Below are 18,320 nucleotides of genomic sequence, written 5' to 3'. Positions count from 1 at the left end.
GCGATGTTTTCTGTCGCGTCAGCACTCCCTCGCCGTGCATCGAGGGAGTGCCGAGTGGGGCGCACGTTCGAGTTCGTAATGGTCTCCAGGAATCCACGAGTGGGTCGGGGTGGACCAAGACGAGCGCGGGCAGCCTCTGCGTGCCTGAGACTGCCGTTTGCGCCTAGACCCTGCAAGGTCTAGAATCTCAAGCATGTGGACCGTCGATCTCGGGTTGATCGAGGCTTGGCTGATGGGTCTGGATGACGACACGTATGACCAGGTCGTCGCCGCCTTCGAGCTCCTCCAGGAACACGGCCCGCAGCTGGCACGCCCCATCGTGGACACGGTGAAGGGGTCCTCGTACAAGAACATGAAGGAGCTTCGCCCGGGCTCGTCCGGTAAGTCGGAGCTGAGGATGCTGTTCGCCTTCGATCCCCAGCGACAGGCGATCGTGCTGGTCGCCGGCGACAAGACCGGTAATTGGAAGACGTGGTACCGGGCGAACATCCCGATCGCAGACGCTCGATTCACAGAGCATCTGGCCCAGCTGGAGAAGCAGACAGAGAAAGACAAGACGAAGAGGAAGTGATCACGATGGCTCTTACTCCGGAGCAGCTGCTCGAGAAGCGTCCTGCGAGCCGCGCACGTGTCGACGCGCAGAAGGATCGGATGCTGGGCGAGGTGCGGGCGTACCGGCTGCGCGAACTCCGTGAGCAACTCGGGCTCAGCCAAGCTCAGCTCGCCGAGCGCATCGGTGTCGGTCAGCGTCAGGTCTCGAAGATCGAGAACGGCGATCTCGACAGCGCGCGCGTCGGCACGGTCCGGAAGTACATCGAAGCTGTCGGCGGAGACCTCGTCGTCGAGTACGTCGCCGGCGATAGCCGACTGCAGGTCGCCTGATCGGTCGAATGCGCGCTCGTCACGGTGAGACTCGCGAACCCGAGCCCACATCGTCGTTGACGGCCGGGTTCTCCTGAGCGCCGATGTTGCCGAGATCGGATCGCTCGACAAGCGGTATTGGTCCTCGGGTTCCAGCGTCTCCGACACCTGACTTCTTGTAGACGGCCCGCGGTGCATTCGGCGACGTCTTGCGCAGCCTCAACACCTACGGCGAGCGTTCTCGTCATAAGCAGGCGTTGTGCATGTCATTCTCGTCATTGGGATGGCCGAATCCCTGGACCCCCGCATGGAGGTCGTCCTCGGGGCAGCGAAGGCGCCGGTCTGATCCCGTCGCCCACTCAGCCGGAAGTGGCACCTTCCGCGGGGGCGGGGGCGGGCTTGTAGCGGTCGTGGGCGATGAGGTGGCCGACGAGGGCGGCGATCACCGAGACGGCGCCCGCGGCGAGGAGGCCCGCTCCGATGTGGAGCTGCAGCAGGAGCGCGCCGACGCCGGCGCCGGCGGCAATGAGCACGATCGCGGCGCCGCGCCGGAACCACGGCTGACCCTTGCCGCCGGCGAGGCGGGAGTCGGCGGCGAAGCCGGTGATGGTCGAGGTCACGACGACGGTCGTCACGTCCTTCACCGCGATGTGGCGGGCCGTCGCGGCCTGGAGGCCCATCGATCCGGCGAGCAGCACGGTGATGACGTACTCCCACGGGTCGGGCGGGGCGCCGTGCGTGATGAACAGGGCGATGCCGAGCCCCAGGATGACGATGCCCACGGCGAAGAAGGTCCAGGTCGACCGGCTCGACCATCCGCTCTTCAGCGGGCGGAGGATGCGGCCGCCGATCACCGCGCCCAGCATGAACGCGAAGAGCGCGAGCAGCGGGCCGAACCACGGCAGGTCGTCGGCGCCTGCGACCGCCATGCCGAGGATCACCACGTTGCCCGTCATGTTGCCCGCGAAGACCTTGTCGAGGCCGAGGTAGCCGATCGCGTCGACGATGCCGGTCGAGAACGTCAGGGCCAGCATGAGCGCGATGTGCACGTTGTCGCGCGAGCTGCGGAGGCGGGTGAGCATGGGCATGACCGTATCCGTCGTAACAGAGCCGAAGCAAACGGGCGCTAGCCTCTGACCCATGACGCTCCCCACCGCGCTGCACCCCGGATCGGGGCCGATCCGCGCCGCCGAGTACCTGCCCGCGACCGCCGGCAACGTCCTGTGGGGGAGGCTGCCCAGCGCCTCCGACAGCCCGGTGCTCACGATCGATCCGGGCACCGAGGTGACGATCGACACGATCAGCCACGAGGGCATCATGGAGGACCAGGGGCGCGATCCGCTGGCGTACTTCCTCTCGAAGGGCGTCGAGGGCGACCTCGTGCTGCACGACGCGATCGAGCTCGCGGCCTCGGACTACCCGCGTGATCCCGCGCACGACGGCCCGCACGTCGTGACGGGCCCGATCGCGGTGCGCGGTGCGCGCCCCGGCGACCTGCTCAAGATGACCGTGCTCGAGGCGTCGATGCGCGTGCCGTACGGCGTGATCACGAATCGCCACGGCAAGGGTGCGCTGCCGGGCGAGTTCCCCGAGGGGTCGGACAACGTCAGCGTCTTCGCCTCGGCCATCGAGGACGGGCGGTTCGGCACGTTCCCGATCGCCCCGGGCAGCGACCGGTCGGTGCGGTTCCCGCTCGCGCCCTTCCTGGGGATCATGGGTGTAGCGACCGAGTCGCCGCGGCGCCCGCACTCGGTGCCGCCCGCGGAGTACGGCGGCAACATCGACATCAACCTGCTCACCGTCGGCTCGTCGCTGTACCTCCCGGTGCAGGTGCCGGAGGCGCTGGCCTATGTCGGCGACCCGCACTTCGCGCAGGGCGACGGCGAGGTGGCGCTCACCGCGATGGAGGCGTCGCTGCGCGTGACGGTGCGGTTCGACCTGCTCTCGCAGTCGGATGCGCTCACCGAGTTCGGTATCGTGGCCGGCCCTCTGGCCGAGACGAGCGAATTCATCGTGCCCACGGGCCTCGACGAGGATCTCGACGTCGCCGTGGCGAACTGCGTCCGGGCGTCGATCGCGCTGCTCGAGGCGCGCTGGGGGCTCGACCGCGCACACGCGCTGGCGTACCTCTCGGCCGCGACCGACTTCGACATCTCGCAGGTGGTCGACATCGTGAAGGGCGTGCACGCCAGGATCCGGAAGGCGGACTTCGATGTCTGATCAGCGACAGACCGCGGATCGCGTCGATCCCGTCGTCGACGGCGACCTCCCCAGCGGCCTCGTCGAGGCGTTCTGGGAGTACGAGCACGCCCTCATGGTGAACGACACGGAGGCGCTCGACCGCTTCTTCGCCCCGGGGGAGTCGACCGTGCGGACCGACGCATCGGGCCTCCTCGTGGGGCACGACCGCATCGGGGCGTTCCGGCGGATGCGCGGAGGCACTCCGGCGCGCACGATCGCCGAGCTGCGGATCCAGGTGGTGTCGCCGTCCGCCGCGCTCGTCGTGTCGGTCAGCCGCGCGGCCAAGGGCGGATCGGGTGTGCAGACGCAGCTCTGGCGGCTCCTCGCCTCGGGAGCGTGGGCGATCGCCGGCGCTCACGTGCAGGCCGCACCGCCCGCCGTCGACCGGACCGTCTGGCGGGTCGTGGGCGATCCACTCGCCGCCTCGACCGCATCCGGACCGCTCGACGGGATGACCGTCGCGGTGAAGGACCTGTTCGCCGTGCGGGGCTTCGCGGTCGGCGCGGGCATCCCCGAGTACCTCGCCGAGTCGCCGATCGAGGAGGCCGACGCGGATGCGGTCGCCGCCCTCCGCGCCGCGGGTGCGGCGGTGCTCGGCATCGCGCGCACCGACGAGTTCGCCTACAGCGTCGCCGGGCGCAACGCGCACTACGGCACCCCGCCCAACCCGGCGGTGCCTGGCGCGCTGCCGGGCGGATCCTCGAGCGGGCCCGCTTCCGCCGTCGCCCTCGGACAGGCCACCATCGGGCTCGCCACCGACACGGCGGGGTCGATCCGTGTGCCCGCCTCGTACCAGGGACTGTGGGGCATCCGCACCACGCACGGCGCGGTCAGCGCGCAGGGTCTCGCGCCCCTGGCTCCCTCGTTCGACACGATCGGTTGGCTGACACGCTCGGCGGCGACGCTCGAGGCAGCCGCGGCGGCGTCGCTCGATCCGGAGATGCAGGCGGTCGCCCCGGAGGCGTTCGTCGTGTCCGCCGACCTGCTGTCGAGCTGCAGTCCCGAGGTGCGGGCGGCGTTCGACCGCGGCGTCGCCAGTCTGGGCGGCGTGGAGCTCGTCGACCTCGGTGACCTCGACGAGGCGTTCGCGGCGTTCCGCACGGTGCAGGGCGCCGAGGCGTGGGCGGCGGACGGTGCGTGGGTGTCCGCGCACCCGGGTGTGCTCGGCGCGGACGTCGCGGAGCGGTTCGAGATCGCCTCGCGGATCAGCCCCGAGGAGGAGGCCGACGCGCGCGCCCGGCTCATGCTCGCTCGCGAGCGGCTCGACGCCGCCCTGGCCGGACGCACGCTGCTGCTGCCGAGCACCTCGTCGACCGCGCCGGGACTCGACGCACCTCCCGCCGAGATCGCCGCCGTGCGCGCGGGAACCCTCCGCATGACGGCCGTGGCCGGCGTGGGGGGATACCCCGCGGTGTCGGCGCCGGTCCTGTCGGCGCCGTCCGCCGTGCTCGCGGGCCGGCCGGCGCCGCTGGGGCTCTGCCTCGTCGGCCCCCGGTACAGCGATCTGTCATTGATCGCGCTCGCAGCGTCGTTCGCGACCTGAGCGACCCGGGAGCCTGACGAAACACGGGTGAAACACCGGTTTCGTACGATGAGAGTCACGAAACAGTGCTCTCACGCCGAGACAGGAGCCTCCCATCAGCACGCTGCCGATCAACCCGCCGCCTCGCCTCCTGATGGGCCCCGGCCCGATCAACGCCGACCCGCGCGTGCTGCGGGCCATGTCGGCCCAGCTGGTGGGGCAGTACGACCCGGCGATGACCGGGTACATGAACGAGACGATGGAGCTGTACCGCCAGGTCTTCAAGACCCGCAACCAGCAGACGCTCCTCGTCGACGGCACGTCGCGCGCCGGGATCGAGGCGGCGATCGTCAGCCTCGTCAGCCCAGGCGACCGCGTGCTCGTCCCCATCTTCGGTCGCTTCGGACATCTGCTGCGCGAGATCGCCGAGCGTGCGGGTGCCGAGGTGCACGTGATCGAGAAGGAGTGGGGTCAGGTCTTCACCGAGGCCGAGATCGCGTCGGCGCTCGAGAGCGTGAAGCCGAAGGTCCTCGCGGTGGTGCACGGCGACACCAGCACCACGGTGGCGCAGCCGCTCGAGGGGCTCGGGGAGCTGTGCGCGAAGCACGGCGTGCTGTTCTACACCGACGTCACCGCGAGCCTCGGGGGCAACCCGTTCGACACGGATGCGCTGGGTCTCGACGCCGTGACCGCAGGGCTCCAGAAGTGCCTCGGTGGGCCGTCCGGCTCGGCGCCGGCCACGTTCTCGCCGCGGGCGGTCGAGGTCATCGAGTCGCGGAAGAGCATCGAGGCGGGCATCGCGTCGAGCGCCGACGAGATCCATGCCACGCGCATCCGCTCGAACTACCTCGACCTCGCGATGATCTTCGACTACTGGGGCGAGAAGCGCCTCAACCACCACACCGAGGCCACGAGCATGCTCTACGGAGCGCGCGAGTGCGCCCGCCTCCTCGTCGAGGAGGGAGTCGATGCCGCCGTGGAGCGCCACCGCGTGCACGGCGCGGCGATGCTCGCCGGTGTGCAGGGGCTCGGGCTCGCCACCTTCGGCGACCTGTCGCACAAGATGAACAACGTCGTCGCGGTGGTCATCCCAAACGGCGTGAACGGCGACGCCGTGCGCGGCGAGCTGCTCGAGGACTTCGGGATCGAGATCGGCACGTCGTTCGGGCCGCTGCACGGCAAGGTGTGGCGGATCGGCACCATGGGCTACAACGCCCGGAAGGACACGGTGCTCACCACGCTCGCGGCGCTCGAGACGGTGCTGCGCAGGCAGGGCGCCGCGGTGGTCGCGGGCGGGGGAGTGGACGGGGCGTACGAGTCTTACGCGGCGTCGGTCGAGGGGAGCGCGGCGTGAGCGTCCTCGCCTCGACCAGCGCCGCCGAGATCCTCGAGCGCTGCGATCGGCTCGCCACGTTCTCGTCGCTGCCCGACGGGCTGATCCAGCGGGTCTACCTCTCGAAGGAGCACCGCGAGGTCAACGACCTCGTCGCGGAGTGGATGCGTCAGGCGGGTATGCGCACCTGGCAGGATGCGGCGGGCAACCTCTGCGGCCGACTCGAGGGCCGCGAGCAGGGTCTGCCCGCGCTGCTGCTCGGCTCGCACCTCGACACCGTGCCCTCCGCGGGTCGCTACGACGGGATCCTCGGGGTGCTGTCGGCGATCGCCGTGGTGGAGCGCATCCACTCCTCTGGCAGGGAGCTGCCGTTCGCGCTCGAGGTGGTGGCCTTCGCCGACGAGGAGGGCACCCGCTTCGGCCGCGCCCTGCTGGGCAGCCGCGCCCTCGCGGGCACCTGGGAGGACGAGTGGTGGGCGCTCGAGGACGAGCACGGTGTCTCGCTGCGCCAGGCGTACCTCGACTTCGGCCTCGACCCGTCGCGGATCGGCGACGCCGCCCGGCGCCCCGAGGAGCTCGTCGGCTACCTCGAGTCGCACATCGAGCAGGGGCCGTACCTAGAGGACGAGAACAAGGCGCTGGGCGTCGTGAGCTCGATCGCCGGCGCGCGCCGCTTCCTCATCACCATCCACGGGCGGGCCGGCCACTCGGGCACCCCGTACGAGCGGCGACGCGACGCGCTCGCCGGCGCCTCCGACGCGATCCTCGCGATCGAGCGGATCGCCCGGTCGGCGCAGCTCATCGCGACGGTCGGGCACCTCGAGGTGTGGCCGGATGCGGTCAACGTCATCCCGGGACGCGTCGAGTTCAGTCTCGACCTGCGCGGCGAGTACGACTCGGAGCGCGACCGCATCTGGAACGTCATCCAGGACATGCTGAGCGACATCTGCCGCCAGCGTCGGCTGCGCTGGGAGAGCGTGCAGACGCACTCGGCGCCCGCCGCATCCTGCAGCCCTCGGCTCAAGGGCGTGATCTCCGACGGGATCCGTGCGACCGGTGACCAGCGACCGATGTCGCTGTTCTCGAAGGCGGGTCACGACGCGATGGCGGTCGCGGAGATCACCGAGATCGGGATGATGTTCATCCGCTGCGAGGGCGGCGTCAGCCATCATCCCGACGAGCACGTCACGGAGGACGACGTCGCCAAGGCGCTCGACGCGTTCGAGGCGGCGGTGCTGGCCGTGGTGGACGACACCCCGGACCCCCTCGACCCGGTGTCTCCGACGCCGGTCGGGTAGCCCGGTGAGCACCTCCGGTGGGCGGACGGGGACGACCCCGTCGCGTCCGCCGATGAGCATCGGGCAGCGGATCGACCGCTCCTACGGCGACCTCTCGCCGCAGGAGCAGCGAGCCGCCGACTTCATCCTCGACCACCTCGGCGATCTCGCGATCTACTCCGGCACCGAGCTGGCCCAGCGCAGCGGCGTCTCGAAGGCGACGGTGTCGAGGCTCTTCCGCCGGCTCGGCTTCGAGAACGCGCAGGAGGTGCGGGAGCATGCCCGCGCGCTGCGCTCCTCCGGCGTGCCGGTGGGCGGCGTCGTGCCGGGCGCCTCGGCCGATCTCGCCGCGCACCTCGTGCGCGAGGTGGAGAACCTCAGGCGGATGCTCGACTCGCTTCCCGCGGGCCGGCTCGAGCAGGTGGCGACGCTGCTCGCCCGCGCCCGCACGGTGACGATCATCGGTCAGCGCAACGGCTTCCCGCTCGCGCTGCACCTCCGTGAGCAGCTCGCGCAGGGCCGGGGGCACGTGCACGTGGCGCCCCTGCCAGGGCAGACGGTGTCGGAGGAGATCGCCGAGCTGGATGCGCGAGACGCGGTCGTGCTCTTCGGATTCCGGCGGCGCGCGGCCGGGTTCGGGCGGATGCTCGACGGCATCGCCTCGCGGGGGGTGCCGATCGTGCTCATCGCCGACGCCTCGGCCCGTCGGTACGCCGACGGCGTGACGACGTGGATCGAGTGCCCGATCGACAGCGTCTCGGCGCTCGACAGCTACGCGTCCGCGATGAGCCTGGTGAACGTGCTCGCGTCGTCGGCGCTCGCGCTCCGCACCCGCGAGTCGCGCACGCGCATCGCGACGATCACCACCCTCTACGACCGCCTCGGCGAGCTCGACCCCTCCTGAGCCGCGCGGGCGGCTCGCGCCGCGCGCCGGCTCGCGCCGTCCGTGGGCCGCGGGGTTTGTCCAGGTTTCCGTCGCCTTTTCGCGAAAGAGCGACGGAAACCTGGACAAAGCCCCACGGCGAGGCGGGCGCGTGCTACATGTCGGCGTAGCGGACGGCGGCGGCGAGGCGCTCGACGGCCTCGGGGGCCGTCATGCGCACGACGTACGCCGGCTCGTCGCGCTGAAAGCGCCATCCCTCGGACAACGGGCCCGCGTCGACGACGTCGAAGCCGAACTCCTCGATCAGGGCGGAGACGGTGGCCTTCGCCGACTCGTCGTCGCCCGCGATGATCAGCGCACGGCGGTCCAACGTGCCGGCAGCGGTGCCGTTCGTGGTGAGGTCGGCGGCCATGATGTTGTTGAACGCCTTCACCACCTTCGACGTGGGCAGGTGCGCCTGCAGCAGCTCGGCGGTGGTGGTGGTCTCGTCGTCGAGCTCGGCGATCTGCCCGTCGCGCTGCGGGTAGTAGTTGTTCGTGTCGATGACGACCTTGCCGGCCAGCGGCTCGACCGGCACCTCGGCGTAGTTCTTGAGCGGGATGGTCACGACCACGAGATCGCCCGCCTCGCCCGCCTCGGCGGCGGTCGCCGCGCGGGCGGTCGGCCCGAGCTCGGCGATGAGGCCGGAGAGGGTCTCGGGGCCGCGGGAGTTGCTGATCACGACGTCGTAGCCGTGCCGCACGGCGAGCCGTGCCAGCTGCCCTCCGATGTTGCCTGCGCCGATGATCCCGATGGTCTTCACGTCTGAAACGGTCATGGAATCGATCAACGCGGAGGCGTCCCGATCATTCCGTCTGGTCGGCGATTCCGGGTGGGCGATCAGCCTGCGGGCCGAGCGGGGACGTCGCGATCGTCGTCGCCGCCGAGTCCGGTGCAATCGACCTCGAGCACGTCGTGCGCGACGAGGTAGGGGCGCGCGCCGACGTCGCCGTCGAGCGAGTCGACGAGCGCGGGCAGGTGCGCGGCCCCGATCAGCACCGGATGCCCGGGCCGGTCGTCGTACACCGCCTGGCGCAGCGCATCCTCGGCGGGCGGATGCGGTCTTCCGATCACTCGCTCGACCGCGCGCGGGTCGAGCGCGGGGAGGTCGACGAGCGTGACGACGACGGCGACGGGTTCCGCTCGCGCGGCCTCCGTGAGCCCGGCCCGCAGCGACTCGCCCATCCCACGGGCCCAGTGCTCGGCCTCCACCACACGGACCGGCGATTCGCCGCCGTCCTCCGTGTCGTCGCCGAGTCGCGCCGCGCGCAGCAGCGCGCCCGCCTCGACGGCCGCCGCACCGAGCACGACGACCACCTCGTCGCATCCGCCGCTCGTCAGCACGTCGATCGCCCGCGCGAGCCAGGGCACGCCGTCGTCGCCGACGACGAGCGCCTTCGGTCCGCCGTAGCGGCTGCCGGAGCCCGCGGCGAGCACGAGTCCGACGATCTTGTCGGTCATCCCTTCATCGTAAGCTGGACGAATGGCGGATGCGGTGACCGGGCAGTCGGACCACGACCTTCGCGAGGCCCTGCTGTCATGCCTGGGCGTCGAGCGCTTCGCCGCTGACGTCGTCGCCGGGGGCCCGTACGCCGGCAACGCCTCGCTGCTCGCGACAGCGGACGCGGTGGCCGCGTCGCTGACGCCCGACGAGGTCGACGCCGCGCTCGCGCACCACCCGAGGATCGGTGAGCGCCCGCAGGGGGAGGGGCAGTCGCAGCGGTTCTCGCGCAGCGAGCAGTCGGCGGCCGAGGCCTCCGACGAGCACCTCGCCTCGGCGATCGCCGAAGGCAACAGGGCGTACGAGGAGCGGTTCGATCGGGTCTTCCTCATCCGTGCTGCCGGACGCTCGCGGGCCGAGATCCTGTCCGAGCTGCAGCGGCGCCTCACGCTCGACGACGCGACCGAGGCCGCCACCGTGGCGTCGGAGCTCCACGACATCACGATGCTGCGACTCGCCTCGCTCTACCCCGTGCCCGATCACACTCCGGAGGACCGATGACCGACCGCAGCCACGTCACCTCGCACGTCCTCGACTCGGTGATCGGCCGCCCGGCCGCGGGGGTGCCGATCATCCTCGAGCACGACGAGCTCGGCAACTGGCGCATGATCGGGTCGGCGGTGACGGATGCGGATGGGCGCGTCAACCAACTCGGTCCGACGCGCCTGGAGCCCGGCCGCTACCGCGTCACCTTCGACACTGCGACCTACTTCGCCGAGCAGGAGGTGCGCCCCTTCTACCCTGAGGTGCACGTCGTGTTCGAGCTGGCGGATGCGGACCAGCACTACCACATCCCGCTCCTGCTGAGCCCCTTCGCCTACAGCACCTACCGCGGCAGCTGACGCGCGTCGACCCCGGAACGCGCGTCCACCCGGGGATGCGGGCCCATCCGTGAATGTGGGGTTTGTCCAGGAATCCGACCCTTTTTCGCCGAAACGCGACGTTTTCCTGGACAAAGCCGGGGTGGGACGCGCAGCACAGCCCGGCGGCGAGGGCGCAGACGGGCGGGGGATCAGGCGAAGCCGGCGCCAGGGGTCCAGGCGGAGCCGGCATCGGGGGCGTCGTCGCGGAGGACCGAGGCCTGGATGAGGCCGTAGGGGCGGTCGTCGGCGTGGAAGACCTCGCCGGGGTTGTCGACCCCGAAGCGCGAGAGGTCGTAGAGGAAGTGGTGCTTGTTCGGCGCCGAGAGGCGCACCTCCGCGAGCACGTCGTAGCGCTCGAGCACCGCCTTGCCCATCTCGAACAGCGTCTGCTGCAGCGCCAGCGACTGCAGCGTGGCGAACACCTCGACCATGGTCTGCTTCACCCCGGCGTAGAGGCCCTCCCAGTCGAGATCCGCCCAATCGGCGGGATCGGTGGAGGTGAACCGCCACCGCGCCACGAGCGACGTCGCCATGATGCGGTCGCTGGTGGGCTCGAGCACGGTGTACGGGTCGGTGAGGAAGTCGTGGAACTCGCTGCCGGTGGTCTTCAGGATCGTGAGGTCCTTCAGGCCGCCCACCAGCCAGACGCGCTGAGCATCGCCCTTTCCCTCGACGGTGATCGCGGCGGTGCGCACCTCCTGGCCGCGGCGGACGAAGGTGTGGTCGTGCTCCGCGCCGTCGACCGTGACCCGCTCCCAGGCGTACTCCTCGATCTCGACGCGGGCGCCCTCGACGGGGACGACGTCGTCGACGAAGTGCGTGGCCAGGGTGATGCCGTACGGCTCGATCGAGGTGAGGCCCTTCTCCTTCGCGTAGGAGTAGGCGGTCTGCTTCTGTGTGTCGGTGGGGAGCACCGTGCCCTGATCGCCGGCGAGGTGCGCGGCCGCGAAGTCGCCGCGGAGCGACGTCGACACGTTCACGTCGTGGATCTCGTGCCGCGGGCTGTCGCGGTAGATGCGCACCACTCGGTTCTCGGCCTTGCCGTACTGGTTCGGTCCGAGGACGATCGCCATGCGGTCCACCTTTCCTCCGCTGAGGGGACGCGGGCGTGCGCGCCGCATCCGCGACCCCAGTCTCTCGTCGGTGCCGGCCGGACGCCGCCCGCGGGAGCGGCGGCCCGCACGAATTTACGTGCTGTTTACAGCCCGTGCCGGTCGCTGGTCCGCTCGAGCAGACGCCCCGAGGGCGCCGCGAAGACGGCGTCGCCCGCCGCTGCGAGCGAGTACACGGGAGCACCGGCGAGCCACGTCGTGTGCACGACGCCGTGCAGCTCGCGGCCGTCGAACGCGCTCACCTTGTTGCGGTGCTCGAGCTCGGACGCGTGGACGGTGAAGGACTCCTCGGGGGCGAAGGCGACGAGGTCTGCGGCGGCCCCGGGCTCGATCGAGCCCTTCGAACCCGTCAGACCCGTCAGCGCCGCGGGACCCTCGCACATCCATCCGATGACCCGCTCGAGCGGGATGCCGCGATCGCGGGCGGCCGTCCACACCGCGGGGAGCGACACCTGCAAGCCCGAGATGCCGCCCCACGCCTCCAGGAAGTCGCCGCCGCACGAGAACTTGAGCTCGGCGGTGGAGGGCGAGTGGTCGGAGGCGATCAGGTCGATGGTGCCGTCGAGCAGTGCCTCCCAGAGCAGGTCGCGGTTGCCGTCGTCGCGGATGGGCGGGCAGCACTTGAACTGGGTGGCCCCATCCGGAATCTCGCCCGCGGTGAAGCTGAGGTAGTGGGGGCAGGTCTCGACGGTGATCGGCAGACCCTCCGCCTTGGCCGCGCGGATCTGGTCGAGAGCGCGCGCACTGGAGAGATGGAGCACGTGGGCGCGTGCCCCGCTGCGGCGGACGCCCGCGATGACGTGGGCGATCGCGTCCTCCTCGGCGAGGTCGGGGCGGCTCGCGACGAAGTCGACGTACCGGGTGCTGCCCTCGGATGCGGTGCTGCGGTCGAGCACGTCGGGATCCTCCGCGTGCACGATGAGGAGACCGCCGAACGCGCCGACCTCGTCGAGCGCGGCGTTCAGCTGCTCGGTGGTGAGGTGAGGGAACTCGTCGACGCCCGACGGCGACAGGAACGCCTTGAAGCCGAACACCCCGCGCTCCCACAGCGGCTGGAGCGAGCCGAGGCTCGACGGGATCGCGCCACCCCAGAATCCGACGTCGATGCTCGCCTGCGGCTCGGCCGCCGCGCGCTTGACGTCGAGGCCCTCGACGGTGGTGGTGGGCGGGATGCTGTTGAGCGGCATGTCGACGATGGTGGTGACCCCGCCGGCGGCGGCGGCTCGCGTGCCGGTGGTGAAGCCCTCCCACTCGGTGCGGCCGGGCTCGTTGACGTGCACGTGCGAGTCGACCACGCCGGGGATGAGCACCTGCCCCTCGGGCAGGACGACCTCGGCGTGCGCGGGGATCTCCTCCTCGTACTCGGCGATCAGCATGACGACGCCGCCGCGTACCGCGACCGCGGCCTCGCGCCACCCGCCCTCGGTGAAGACGGCGCGGGAGCGGACGACGAGGTCGTAGGGAGCGGTCATGCCGACAGCCTAGGCGCGACGGGCGACCCTGCTCGCCGCCCCGAGCACGAGTCCGGCCCCGAGAAGGAGACCGGCCCCGAGAAGGAGGAGGACGGCCGCGGCCGTCGTTCCGGTCTGAGCGGTGCTCGCCGCGAGTCCCGTCGCCGCCAGCGCGGAGGCGCTCCCAAACGGCCGCGCCCCCGGCGCTCCCGCCACCGCGGCGGCGCCCGTCGTCGGCCCGTCACCGGGTGCGGGTTGCCCTGGTTGCCCCTGACCGGGACCGGGACCGGAACCGGGATCCGGATCGGGATCACCGCTGCCGACGCCCGCCGGGAGCAGCCCCAGCAGCTGCTCCGGCTGGTCGGGGAGTCCGTCGAGGAAGACCGACGCCGCCGTCGCCGAGTCGCCCTTCGCATCCAGGGTGTAGGCGATCACCTGCTGCGCGATGCGGCTGGCCACGTACAGCCGCCCGTCGGATCCGAAGGACAGGCCCGACGGATGATCGAGACCGATGTGGTCGACCTTCCCCGACACCACCGTGTGCGTCTTCCCGCTCGACAGGTCGAGACTCATCACGTCGTCGGTGCCCTCGCTGGTGACGTAGAGGCGTCCGTCGTGGAGGGCGAGCCCGACGGGGCTGCCGAGGCCGTCGTGAGAGGCGGTGAGCACGTCGCCGAGGAACTCTCCTGTCACGGCGTCATAGCTGCGGACCGCCTGCGCTCCGTTGTCGGCGACGTAGAGGACCGGATCGGCGCCGCCGCCCGCGTCGTCACCCGCCGCGGGGGCGACGAGGATGCCGCGGGGCGCGACGAGCCCGCCGTCCTTCGCGGGCACATCGGCGGAGGACGGGACGAGCGTGCCCGGCGGGAGGTCCGCATCCGGATGGTGCGACGCCCACCAGGGTGCGCCGCCCGACGGCGGGTCGGGCAGCCCGGCCGAGGTGAGCAGCGTCACCACCTGCGAGTCCTGGCTCGAGACCGCGACACCCCCGGAGGGCAGCACGGCGAGGCCGTACGGATGCGCGAGCCCCGCGCCCGCCGTCGTACTCGACGCGAGGACGCCGTCGGGCGGGACGATCGGGCGGACGCCGTCGTCGCCGGGCAGGCCGTACTGCAGCACGGTGCTGTCGTGCTGAGTGGCGTTCGCCACCAGCAGGTCGCCGGATGCGGTGAGCGCCATGCCCCGCAACTCGGCGAGGGCGGGATCGGAGGCGCCCGTCGCGAGCACGGCGGACTGCACCAGCGCGCCCGCCGTGTCGTAGCCGTAGAGCTGGTTCACGCCCGAGCCGTCGGCCCCGCCGTGGAAGGAGACGTACCAGGCGGCCGTGGCGGTGGCGGGTGCGGCAGGGACGGTGGCGGGTGCGGCGCTCGCCGCGGACGGGGCACTCGACGTCAGGAACGCCGCGGTCAGGAGCGCCGCCGGTACCGCGGCGCGTGCTGCGATGCGGACGCGAGTACGCACGGTGCCCCGTCCGCCCCGCGCCCGTGCTGTCCGCATGCGCCGAGCATAGGGGCTGCGGGGCGAAACGTGGCCGACACATCCGCCCGCTAGCCTGACCGCATGGTCGCGGCGGCGGTGCGGGAGGCGTGCCCGAAGCGCATGGAGTACGGCCCCTGCGGAGGCGTCGAGCTCGACGGCCGCTGCGAGGTCGCCGCGCATCCCTGCGTCTTCCTCGACGAGCCCACCGTCCGCTGGCACGGCACCGCCCCGACGGGGACCGACGGCGTCGATCGAATCCCGTCCGCCGAGCGCATGCGCCAGCTGCTCGCGACGAGACCCGTCGTCGTCGCCGACTTCCCGGCCCGCGCGCTCGACCGTGCGTCGCTCGAGCGCTGCGCCGACGTGCTGGCCGGACGCGTGGACGCGGTGCTCGCCGGCGACTCCGGAACGTCGCGTGTGCAGTTCCCGCCCGCCTACCGCGCCCGGCTCATCCAGGACCGTGGCGTCGCCGTGTGGGCGGGCTTCCACAATCGCGATCGCAACCGCGTCGCACTCGAGGGGGAGCTCGCGGCGCTCGCGGATGCGGGGGTCGCGGGGGTGCACTGCGTCACCGGCGACCATACCCTCACCGGAGACCGCCCCGATGCGATGCCCGTCTTCGACCTCGACTCCACCCGGACCGCGGCGCTCGCCAGCGCCGTGGGGCACCTCGTGTCGGTGGGGGAGTCGCCCACGACCCCGCCGATCGACCGCCGGGCCGCGCGGTTGGCCGAGAAGCTGCGGGCAGGCGCCGATGTGTGCTTCGTCGACCACTGCGGCGGCGTGGAGCCGGTGCGCCGCTTCATCGGCGACGTCCGCGACGAGGGCGCCGATCCGGCCTTCGTGGTCTGTGTGCCCATGGTCGTCGACGCGGGCAGTGCCGCTCTCCTGCGGTCGTTCACGTCGCTCGTGCTCCCCGAGGGGTTCCTCGACCGGATCCTCCACGCCCGCGACCCGCGGGCCGCCGGGCTCGACGCCGTCACCGAACTGTGCGAGGCTCTGCTCGCGGTGGACGGCGTCTCGGGCGTCGACCTCTCCGGCGGGCCGTCCCACGGCGAGCCCGGTGCCGAGGAGTCGTTCGCCGACGCGATGGGCAGCGTGGCCGACCGTCTCGGGCTCCTCGCATGACAGCACGCCGCGCGGCTCACGAGGGCGCCGGCGCCGACACGACGAAGGAATCGCAGCCATGACCGACACCGTCACCGCCGTCCCCACCTCCACGACCACCGTGCATCCGACCGTCACCGTGGGGCAGTACCTCGCCACCCGGCTCGTGCAGCTGGGGGCGGATCACGTGTTCGGCCTCCCGGGCGACTTCAACCTGAGCCTGCTCGACCAGATGGCCACGGTCGACGGCTTCACGTGGGTCGGGTCGACCAACGAGCTCAACGCCGCGTACGCCGCAGACGGATATGCGCGGCTCAAGCGGGGGATCGGCGCCCTCGTCACGACCTTCGGCGTGGGCGAGATGTCGGCCATCAACGGCGTCGCGGGGAGCTACTCGGAGGACGTGCCCGTCGTGCAGATCACCGGGATGCCCTCCACGGTCGCCCGGGCCGCGGGCGCGCACCTCCACCACACGCTCATCGACGGCGACTACGAGCACTTCGTCCGCGCCTATCGCGAGGTCACCGCCTCCGCCACGATCGTGCGCGCGCAGAGCGCGACGCGCGACATCGACTCCGCACTGATGACCGCCCTCCGCGAGTCGAAGCCGGTGTACCTCGCCATCCCCACCGACGTGGCCGTCGCCCCGGTGCACGCCGCGAACCTCCGCACCCCGCTCGTCGGGGCGACGAGCGACGCGGGTGAGCTGGCCCGCTTCCGCGAGGGCCTCCGCGAGGTGGTGACCCCGTCGGAGCGGGTCACCCTCCTCGTCGGACCGCAGGTGCACCGCACCTCGCTCGAGTCCGTCATCCGCGACATCGCCGATCACGACGGCGTGTACGTCGCCTCGCAGAACATGGCGAAGGCGGTGCTCGACGAGTCGCATCCGGCGAGCCTCGGCACCTACATGGGCGCCTTCACCCGCGTCGACGAGGCGCGCGAGGCGGTCGACGGCGCCGAGCTGCTCGTGCTCGCCGGCACCGTGATGAGCGACTTCCTCACCGGCTTCTTCACCCAGGCGTTCGACGAGGACGACGCGGTCGAGCTCGGGCTCACCTCCGCCCGGATCGCCGACACCACCTACTACGGCGTGCGCCTCTCCGACTCCCTGCGCGCTCTGCACGAGGTGCTGGGGGAGTCGCACCGCGCGCAGGTGGCGCCCGTCGGGCATCCGCCGGTGCTCGTCGCCGACCCTCCCGCGCCGGATGCCGAGCTCGACCAGGACTTCTTCTGGGACAGCATCCAGGGCTGGATGCAGCCCGACACCACCGTGATCGCGGATGCGGGCACCTCCTTCTACGGCGCCCTCGACCTGCTGCTGCCCGACGGCTGCGACCTGCTCGGTCAGCCCGTGTGGTCGGCGATCGGCTACACGGTGCCCGCCACCCTGGGTGCCGCGGTCGCCGATCCGACGAAGCGGTGCGTGCTGTTCGTGGGCGACGGGGCGGCGCAGCTGACCATCCAGGAGCTCGCCACGATCCTCCACCGCGGGTACACGCCCATCGTGTTCCTGCTGAACAACGGCGGCTACACCGTTGAGCGCATGATCCAGAGCCCGGCCGCGGTGTACCAGGACATCACGCCCTGGGACTGGACGCTCATCCCGGCGGCGTTCGGTGCGCGCGACCTCGCGGTGACCGTGTCGGCGTCGACACAGGCCGAGCTGGCGGATGCGCTGTCGCTCGCGCACGCCACCATCGAGCGGGCCGTGTTCATCGAGGTGCATCTGCCCGAGCGCTCGTCGCCGCGGCTGCTCACGATCCTCGCCGCGGCCGCCGCCGCGCAGAACGCGAAGCACTGACGGGGTCTTCCTCCTGGGCCCGGCCGCCCGCCGGCTTCCGCTGCCTGCCGGGTTTCGCTGCCTGTGTGGCCTTTCGCTGGGCCAGTGACCCCGCGAGAGGCCAGACAGGGCGCGACACCGCGATTCATGGCAGGGTGCGGTCATGAGGATGCGGAGAGCGGGGTGGGCGGGCGTGCTGGGCGTCGCGGCGGGGCTCGCCGGGTGTCTCGCGCTGACCGGATGCGCGGCGGACGCTCCCTCCGGCACGGCTCCCGCGGCGACGAAGGCGTGTCCGCCGTCTCCGGCGGCGGACGTCGCCGGCCTCGTCACACCCGAGCAGCTGTGCGCCGCCGATGGGCGCGCCTGGCGGCCGTCGACGTACACCTTCATCGTGAACACCCCGGAGTGGGCCTCCTCGGCGGAGTGCGACGCCGCCCGACGGGATGCGTGGTGGGGTGCCTGGTCTCACGTGCAGGAGGACATCCAGACGATCGACCTGGGTGTGTCCGCTGAGCCGGACCGGCTCGAGGCATCGGTGGGCATCGCCCTCATCGGGGACGACGAGGACGGGGTCGCCGCCGACCCCCTCGCCGCGCTCGACGCCGAGGTGGCCGCGTGCACCGCATCCGACCCGGCGTGGACCGCGGTCTCGCACGCGGGATGGAACGGGGTCAGCGGCCCCACGCAGCCCGACGCCGACGACGTGCGGTCGACATGGTGGACCGACGCAGGCGACCGCTGGGTCGTCGTGCAGACGTACGTCGCGAACGGCGTGACGGCCGCGGAGGCGGAGGACGCGCAGGCCGCGCTCCTCACCGTCCTCGACGCCCAGTCCGCCGCGCTCGCCGACTGACCAACCCGTCCGGGCGTC

Annotated in this window: 18 protein-coding genes; 12 read left to right on the top strand and 6 right to left on the bottom strand. The window is 71.7% G+C overall.

All coding sequences use genetic code 11. The features are described from left to right. Positions 1-193 precede the first annotated feature (193 nt). Both ACFJGV_RS04710 and ACFJGV_RS04705 read left to right on the top strand, forming a co-directional pair. Positions 194-571: a type II toxin-antitoxin system RelE/ParE family toxin gene (locus ACFJGV_RS04710; RefSeq protein ID WP_378147218.1), complete on the top strand. Its 378-nt coding sequence runs from the start codon at positions 194-196 to the stop codon at positions 569-571. A 5-nt stretch (positions 572-576) separates the two neighbouring features. Continuing rightward, complete coding sequence (locus tag ACFJGV_RS04705) at positions 577-882, top strand: helix-turn-helix domain-containing protein (protein WP_378147216.1); 306 nt, start codon at positions 577-579, stop codon at positions 880-882. A 338-nt stretch (positions 883-1,220) separates the two neighbouring features. Here the strand turns inward: ACFJGV_RS04705 and ACFJGV_RS04700 are convergent, their stop codons facing one another. Continuing rightward, positions 1,221-1,949 (bottom strand): YoaK family protein, encoded by a 729-nt coding sequence (locus tag ACFJGV_RS04700; protein ID WP_378147214.1) that lies wholly within the window; start codon positions 1,947-1,949, stop codon positions 1,221-1,223. A 52-nt stretch (positions 1,950-2,001) separates the two neighbouring features. Between ACFJGV_RS04700 and ACFJGV_RS04695 the strand changes: the two genes are divergently transcribed. The 5 genes from ACFJGV_RS04695 (at position 2,002) to ACFJGV_RS04675 (ending at position 8,138) form a co-directional block, all read left to right on the top strand. Continuing rightward, a complete protein-coding gene (locus ACFJGV_RS04695; RefSeq protein ID WP_378147212.1) occupies positions 2,002-3,081 on the top strand; it encodes an acetamidase/formamidase family protein in 1,080 nt (359 codons plus the stop codon). Beyond that, positions 3,074-4,645 carry an AtzH-like domain-containing protein gene (locus ACFJGV_RS04690; RefSeq protein ID WP_378147210.1) on the top strand — a complete coding sequence of 524 codons (1,572 nt, stop codon included), beginning with the start codon at positions 3,074-3,076 and terminating at the stop codon, positions 4,643-4,645. Before ACFJGV_RS04695 ends, ACFJGV_RS04690 begins: the two co-directional genes overlap by 8 nt. Before the next feature lie 133 nt (positions 4,646-4,778). Continuing rightward, the gene (locus tag ACFJGV_RS04685; protein ID WP_378147209.1) at positions 4,779-5,978 is read left to right on the top strand and encodes a pyridoxal-phosphate-dependent aminotransferase family protein; all 1,200 of its coding nucleotides are present in this window, start codon (positions 4,779-4,781) and stop codon (positions 5,976-5,978) included. After that, complete coding sequence (locus tag ACFJGV_RS04680; RefSeq protein WP_378147208.1) at positions 5,975-7,255, top strand: allantoate amidohydrolase; 1,281 nt, start codon at positions 5,975-5,977, stop codon at positions 7,253-7,255. Before ACFJGV_RS04685 ends, ACFJGV_RS04680 begins: the two co-directional genes overlap by 4 nt. A gap of 52 nt (positions 7,256-7,307) precedes the next feature. Then, positions 7,308-8,138, top strand: a complete 831-nt coding sequence (locus ACFJGV_RS04675; protein ID WP_085019976.1) for a MurR/RpiR family transcriptional regulator — start codon at positions 7,308-7,310, stop codon at positions 8,136-8,138. Between the two features lie 133 nt (positions 8,139-8,271). Here ACFJGV_RS04675 and ACFJGV_RS04670 read toward each other — a convergent pair whose 3' ends face one another. Both ACFJGV_RS04670 and ACFJGV_RS04665 read right to left on the bottom strand, forming a co-directional pair. After that, positions 8,272-8,919 (bottom strand): NADPH-dependent F420 reductase, encoded by a 648-nt coding sequence (locus tag ACFJGV_RS04670; RefSeq protein WP_378148631.1) that lies wholly within the window; start codon positions 8,917-8,919, stop codon positions 8,272-8,274. Positions 8,920-8,996: 77 nt separating this feature from the next. Beyond that, positions 8,997-9,617, bottom strand: coding sequence for an NTP transferase domain-containing protein (locus ACFJGV_RS04665; protein ID WP_378147206.1), 621 nt, complete (start codon positions 9,615-9,617; stop codon positions 8,997-8,999). 22 nt (positions 9,618-9,639) lie between these two features. Here ACFJGV_RS04665 and uraD point away from each other — a divergent pair, with 22 nt between their 5' ends. After that, positions 9,640-10,158, top strand: a complete 519-nt coding sequence (gene uraD, locus ACFJGV_RS04660) for a 2-oxo-4-hydroxy-4-carboxy-5-ureidoimidazoline decarboxylase (protein ID WP_378147204.1) — start codon at positions 9,640-9,642, stop codon at positions 10,156-10,158. After that, complete coding sequence (uraH, locus tag ACFJGV_RS04655) at positions 10,155-10,499, top strand: hydroxyisourate hydrolase (RefSeq protein WP_378147202.1); 345 nt, start codon at positions 10,155-10,157, stop codon at positions 10,497-10,499. Before uraD ends, uraH begins: the two co-directional genes overlap by 4 nt. A 170-nt stretch (positions 10,500-10,669) precedes the next feature. Here the strand turns inward: uraH and pucL are convergent, their stop codons facing one another. The 3 genes from pucL to ACFJGV_RS04640 form a co-directional block, all read right to left on the bottom strand. Beyond that, complete coding sequence (gene pucL, locus ACFJGV_RS04650) at positions 10,670-11,593, bottom strand: factor-independent urate hydroxylase (RefSeq protein WP_378147201.1); 924 nt, start codon at positions 11,591-11,593, stop codon at positions 10,670-10,672. Positions 11,594-11,718: 125 nt separating this feature from the next. Then, the gene (gene allB, locus ACFJGV_RS04645; RefSeq protein WP_378147200.1) at positions 11,719-13,104 is read right to left on the bottom strand and encodes an allantoinase AllB; all 1,386 of its coding nucleotides are present in this window, start codon (positions 13,102-13,104) and stop codon (positions 11,719-11,721) included. A 9-nt stretch (positions 13,105-13,113) separates the two neighbouring features. Beyond that, positions 13,114-14,580 carry a hypothetical protein gene (locus tag ACFJGV_RS04640; protein ID WP_378147199.1) on the bottom strand — a complete coding sequence of 489 codons (1,467 nt, stop codon included), beginning with the start codon at positions 14,578-14,580 and terminating at the stop codon, positions 13,114-13,116. A gap of 63 nt (positions 14,581-14,643) precedes the next feature. Between ACFJGV_RS04640 and ACFJGV_RS04635 the strand changes: the two genes are divergently transcribed. The 3 genes from ACFJGV_RS04635 (at position 14,644) to ACFJGV_RS04625 (ending at position 18,302) form a co-directional block, all read left to right on the top strand. Continuing rightward, positions 14,644-15,690, top strand: a complete 1,047-nt coding sequence (locus ACFJGV_RS04635; RefSeq protein WP_378147198.1) for a methylenetetrahydrofolate reductase C-terminal domain-containing protein — start codon at positions 14,644-14,646, stop codon at positions 15,688-15,690. 58 nt (positions 15,691-15,748) lie between these two features. Next, entirely contained in the window at positions 15,749-17,470 is a 1,722-nt protein-coding gene (locus tag ACFJGV_RS04630) for an alpha-keto acid decarboxylase family protein (protein ID WP_378147196.1), read from the top strand. A gap of 142 nt (positions 17,471-17,612) precedes the next feature. Continuing rightward, entirely contained in the window at positions 17,613-18,302 is a 690-nt protein-coding gene (locus ACFJGV_RS04625) for a hypothetical protein (protein WP_378147195.1), read from the top strand. Positions 18,303-18,320: the final 18 nt, after the last annotated feature.

The organism is Cnuibacter sp. UC19_7 (assembly GCF_042699995.1).
GTDB lineage: Bacteria > Actinomycetota > Actinomycetes > Actinomycetales > Microbacteriaceae > Cnuibacter.
Note: the sequence above shows the minus strand (reverse complement) of the source record. Positions and strands in the feature narration are given on the sequence as shown.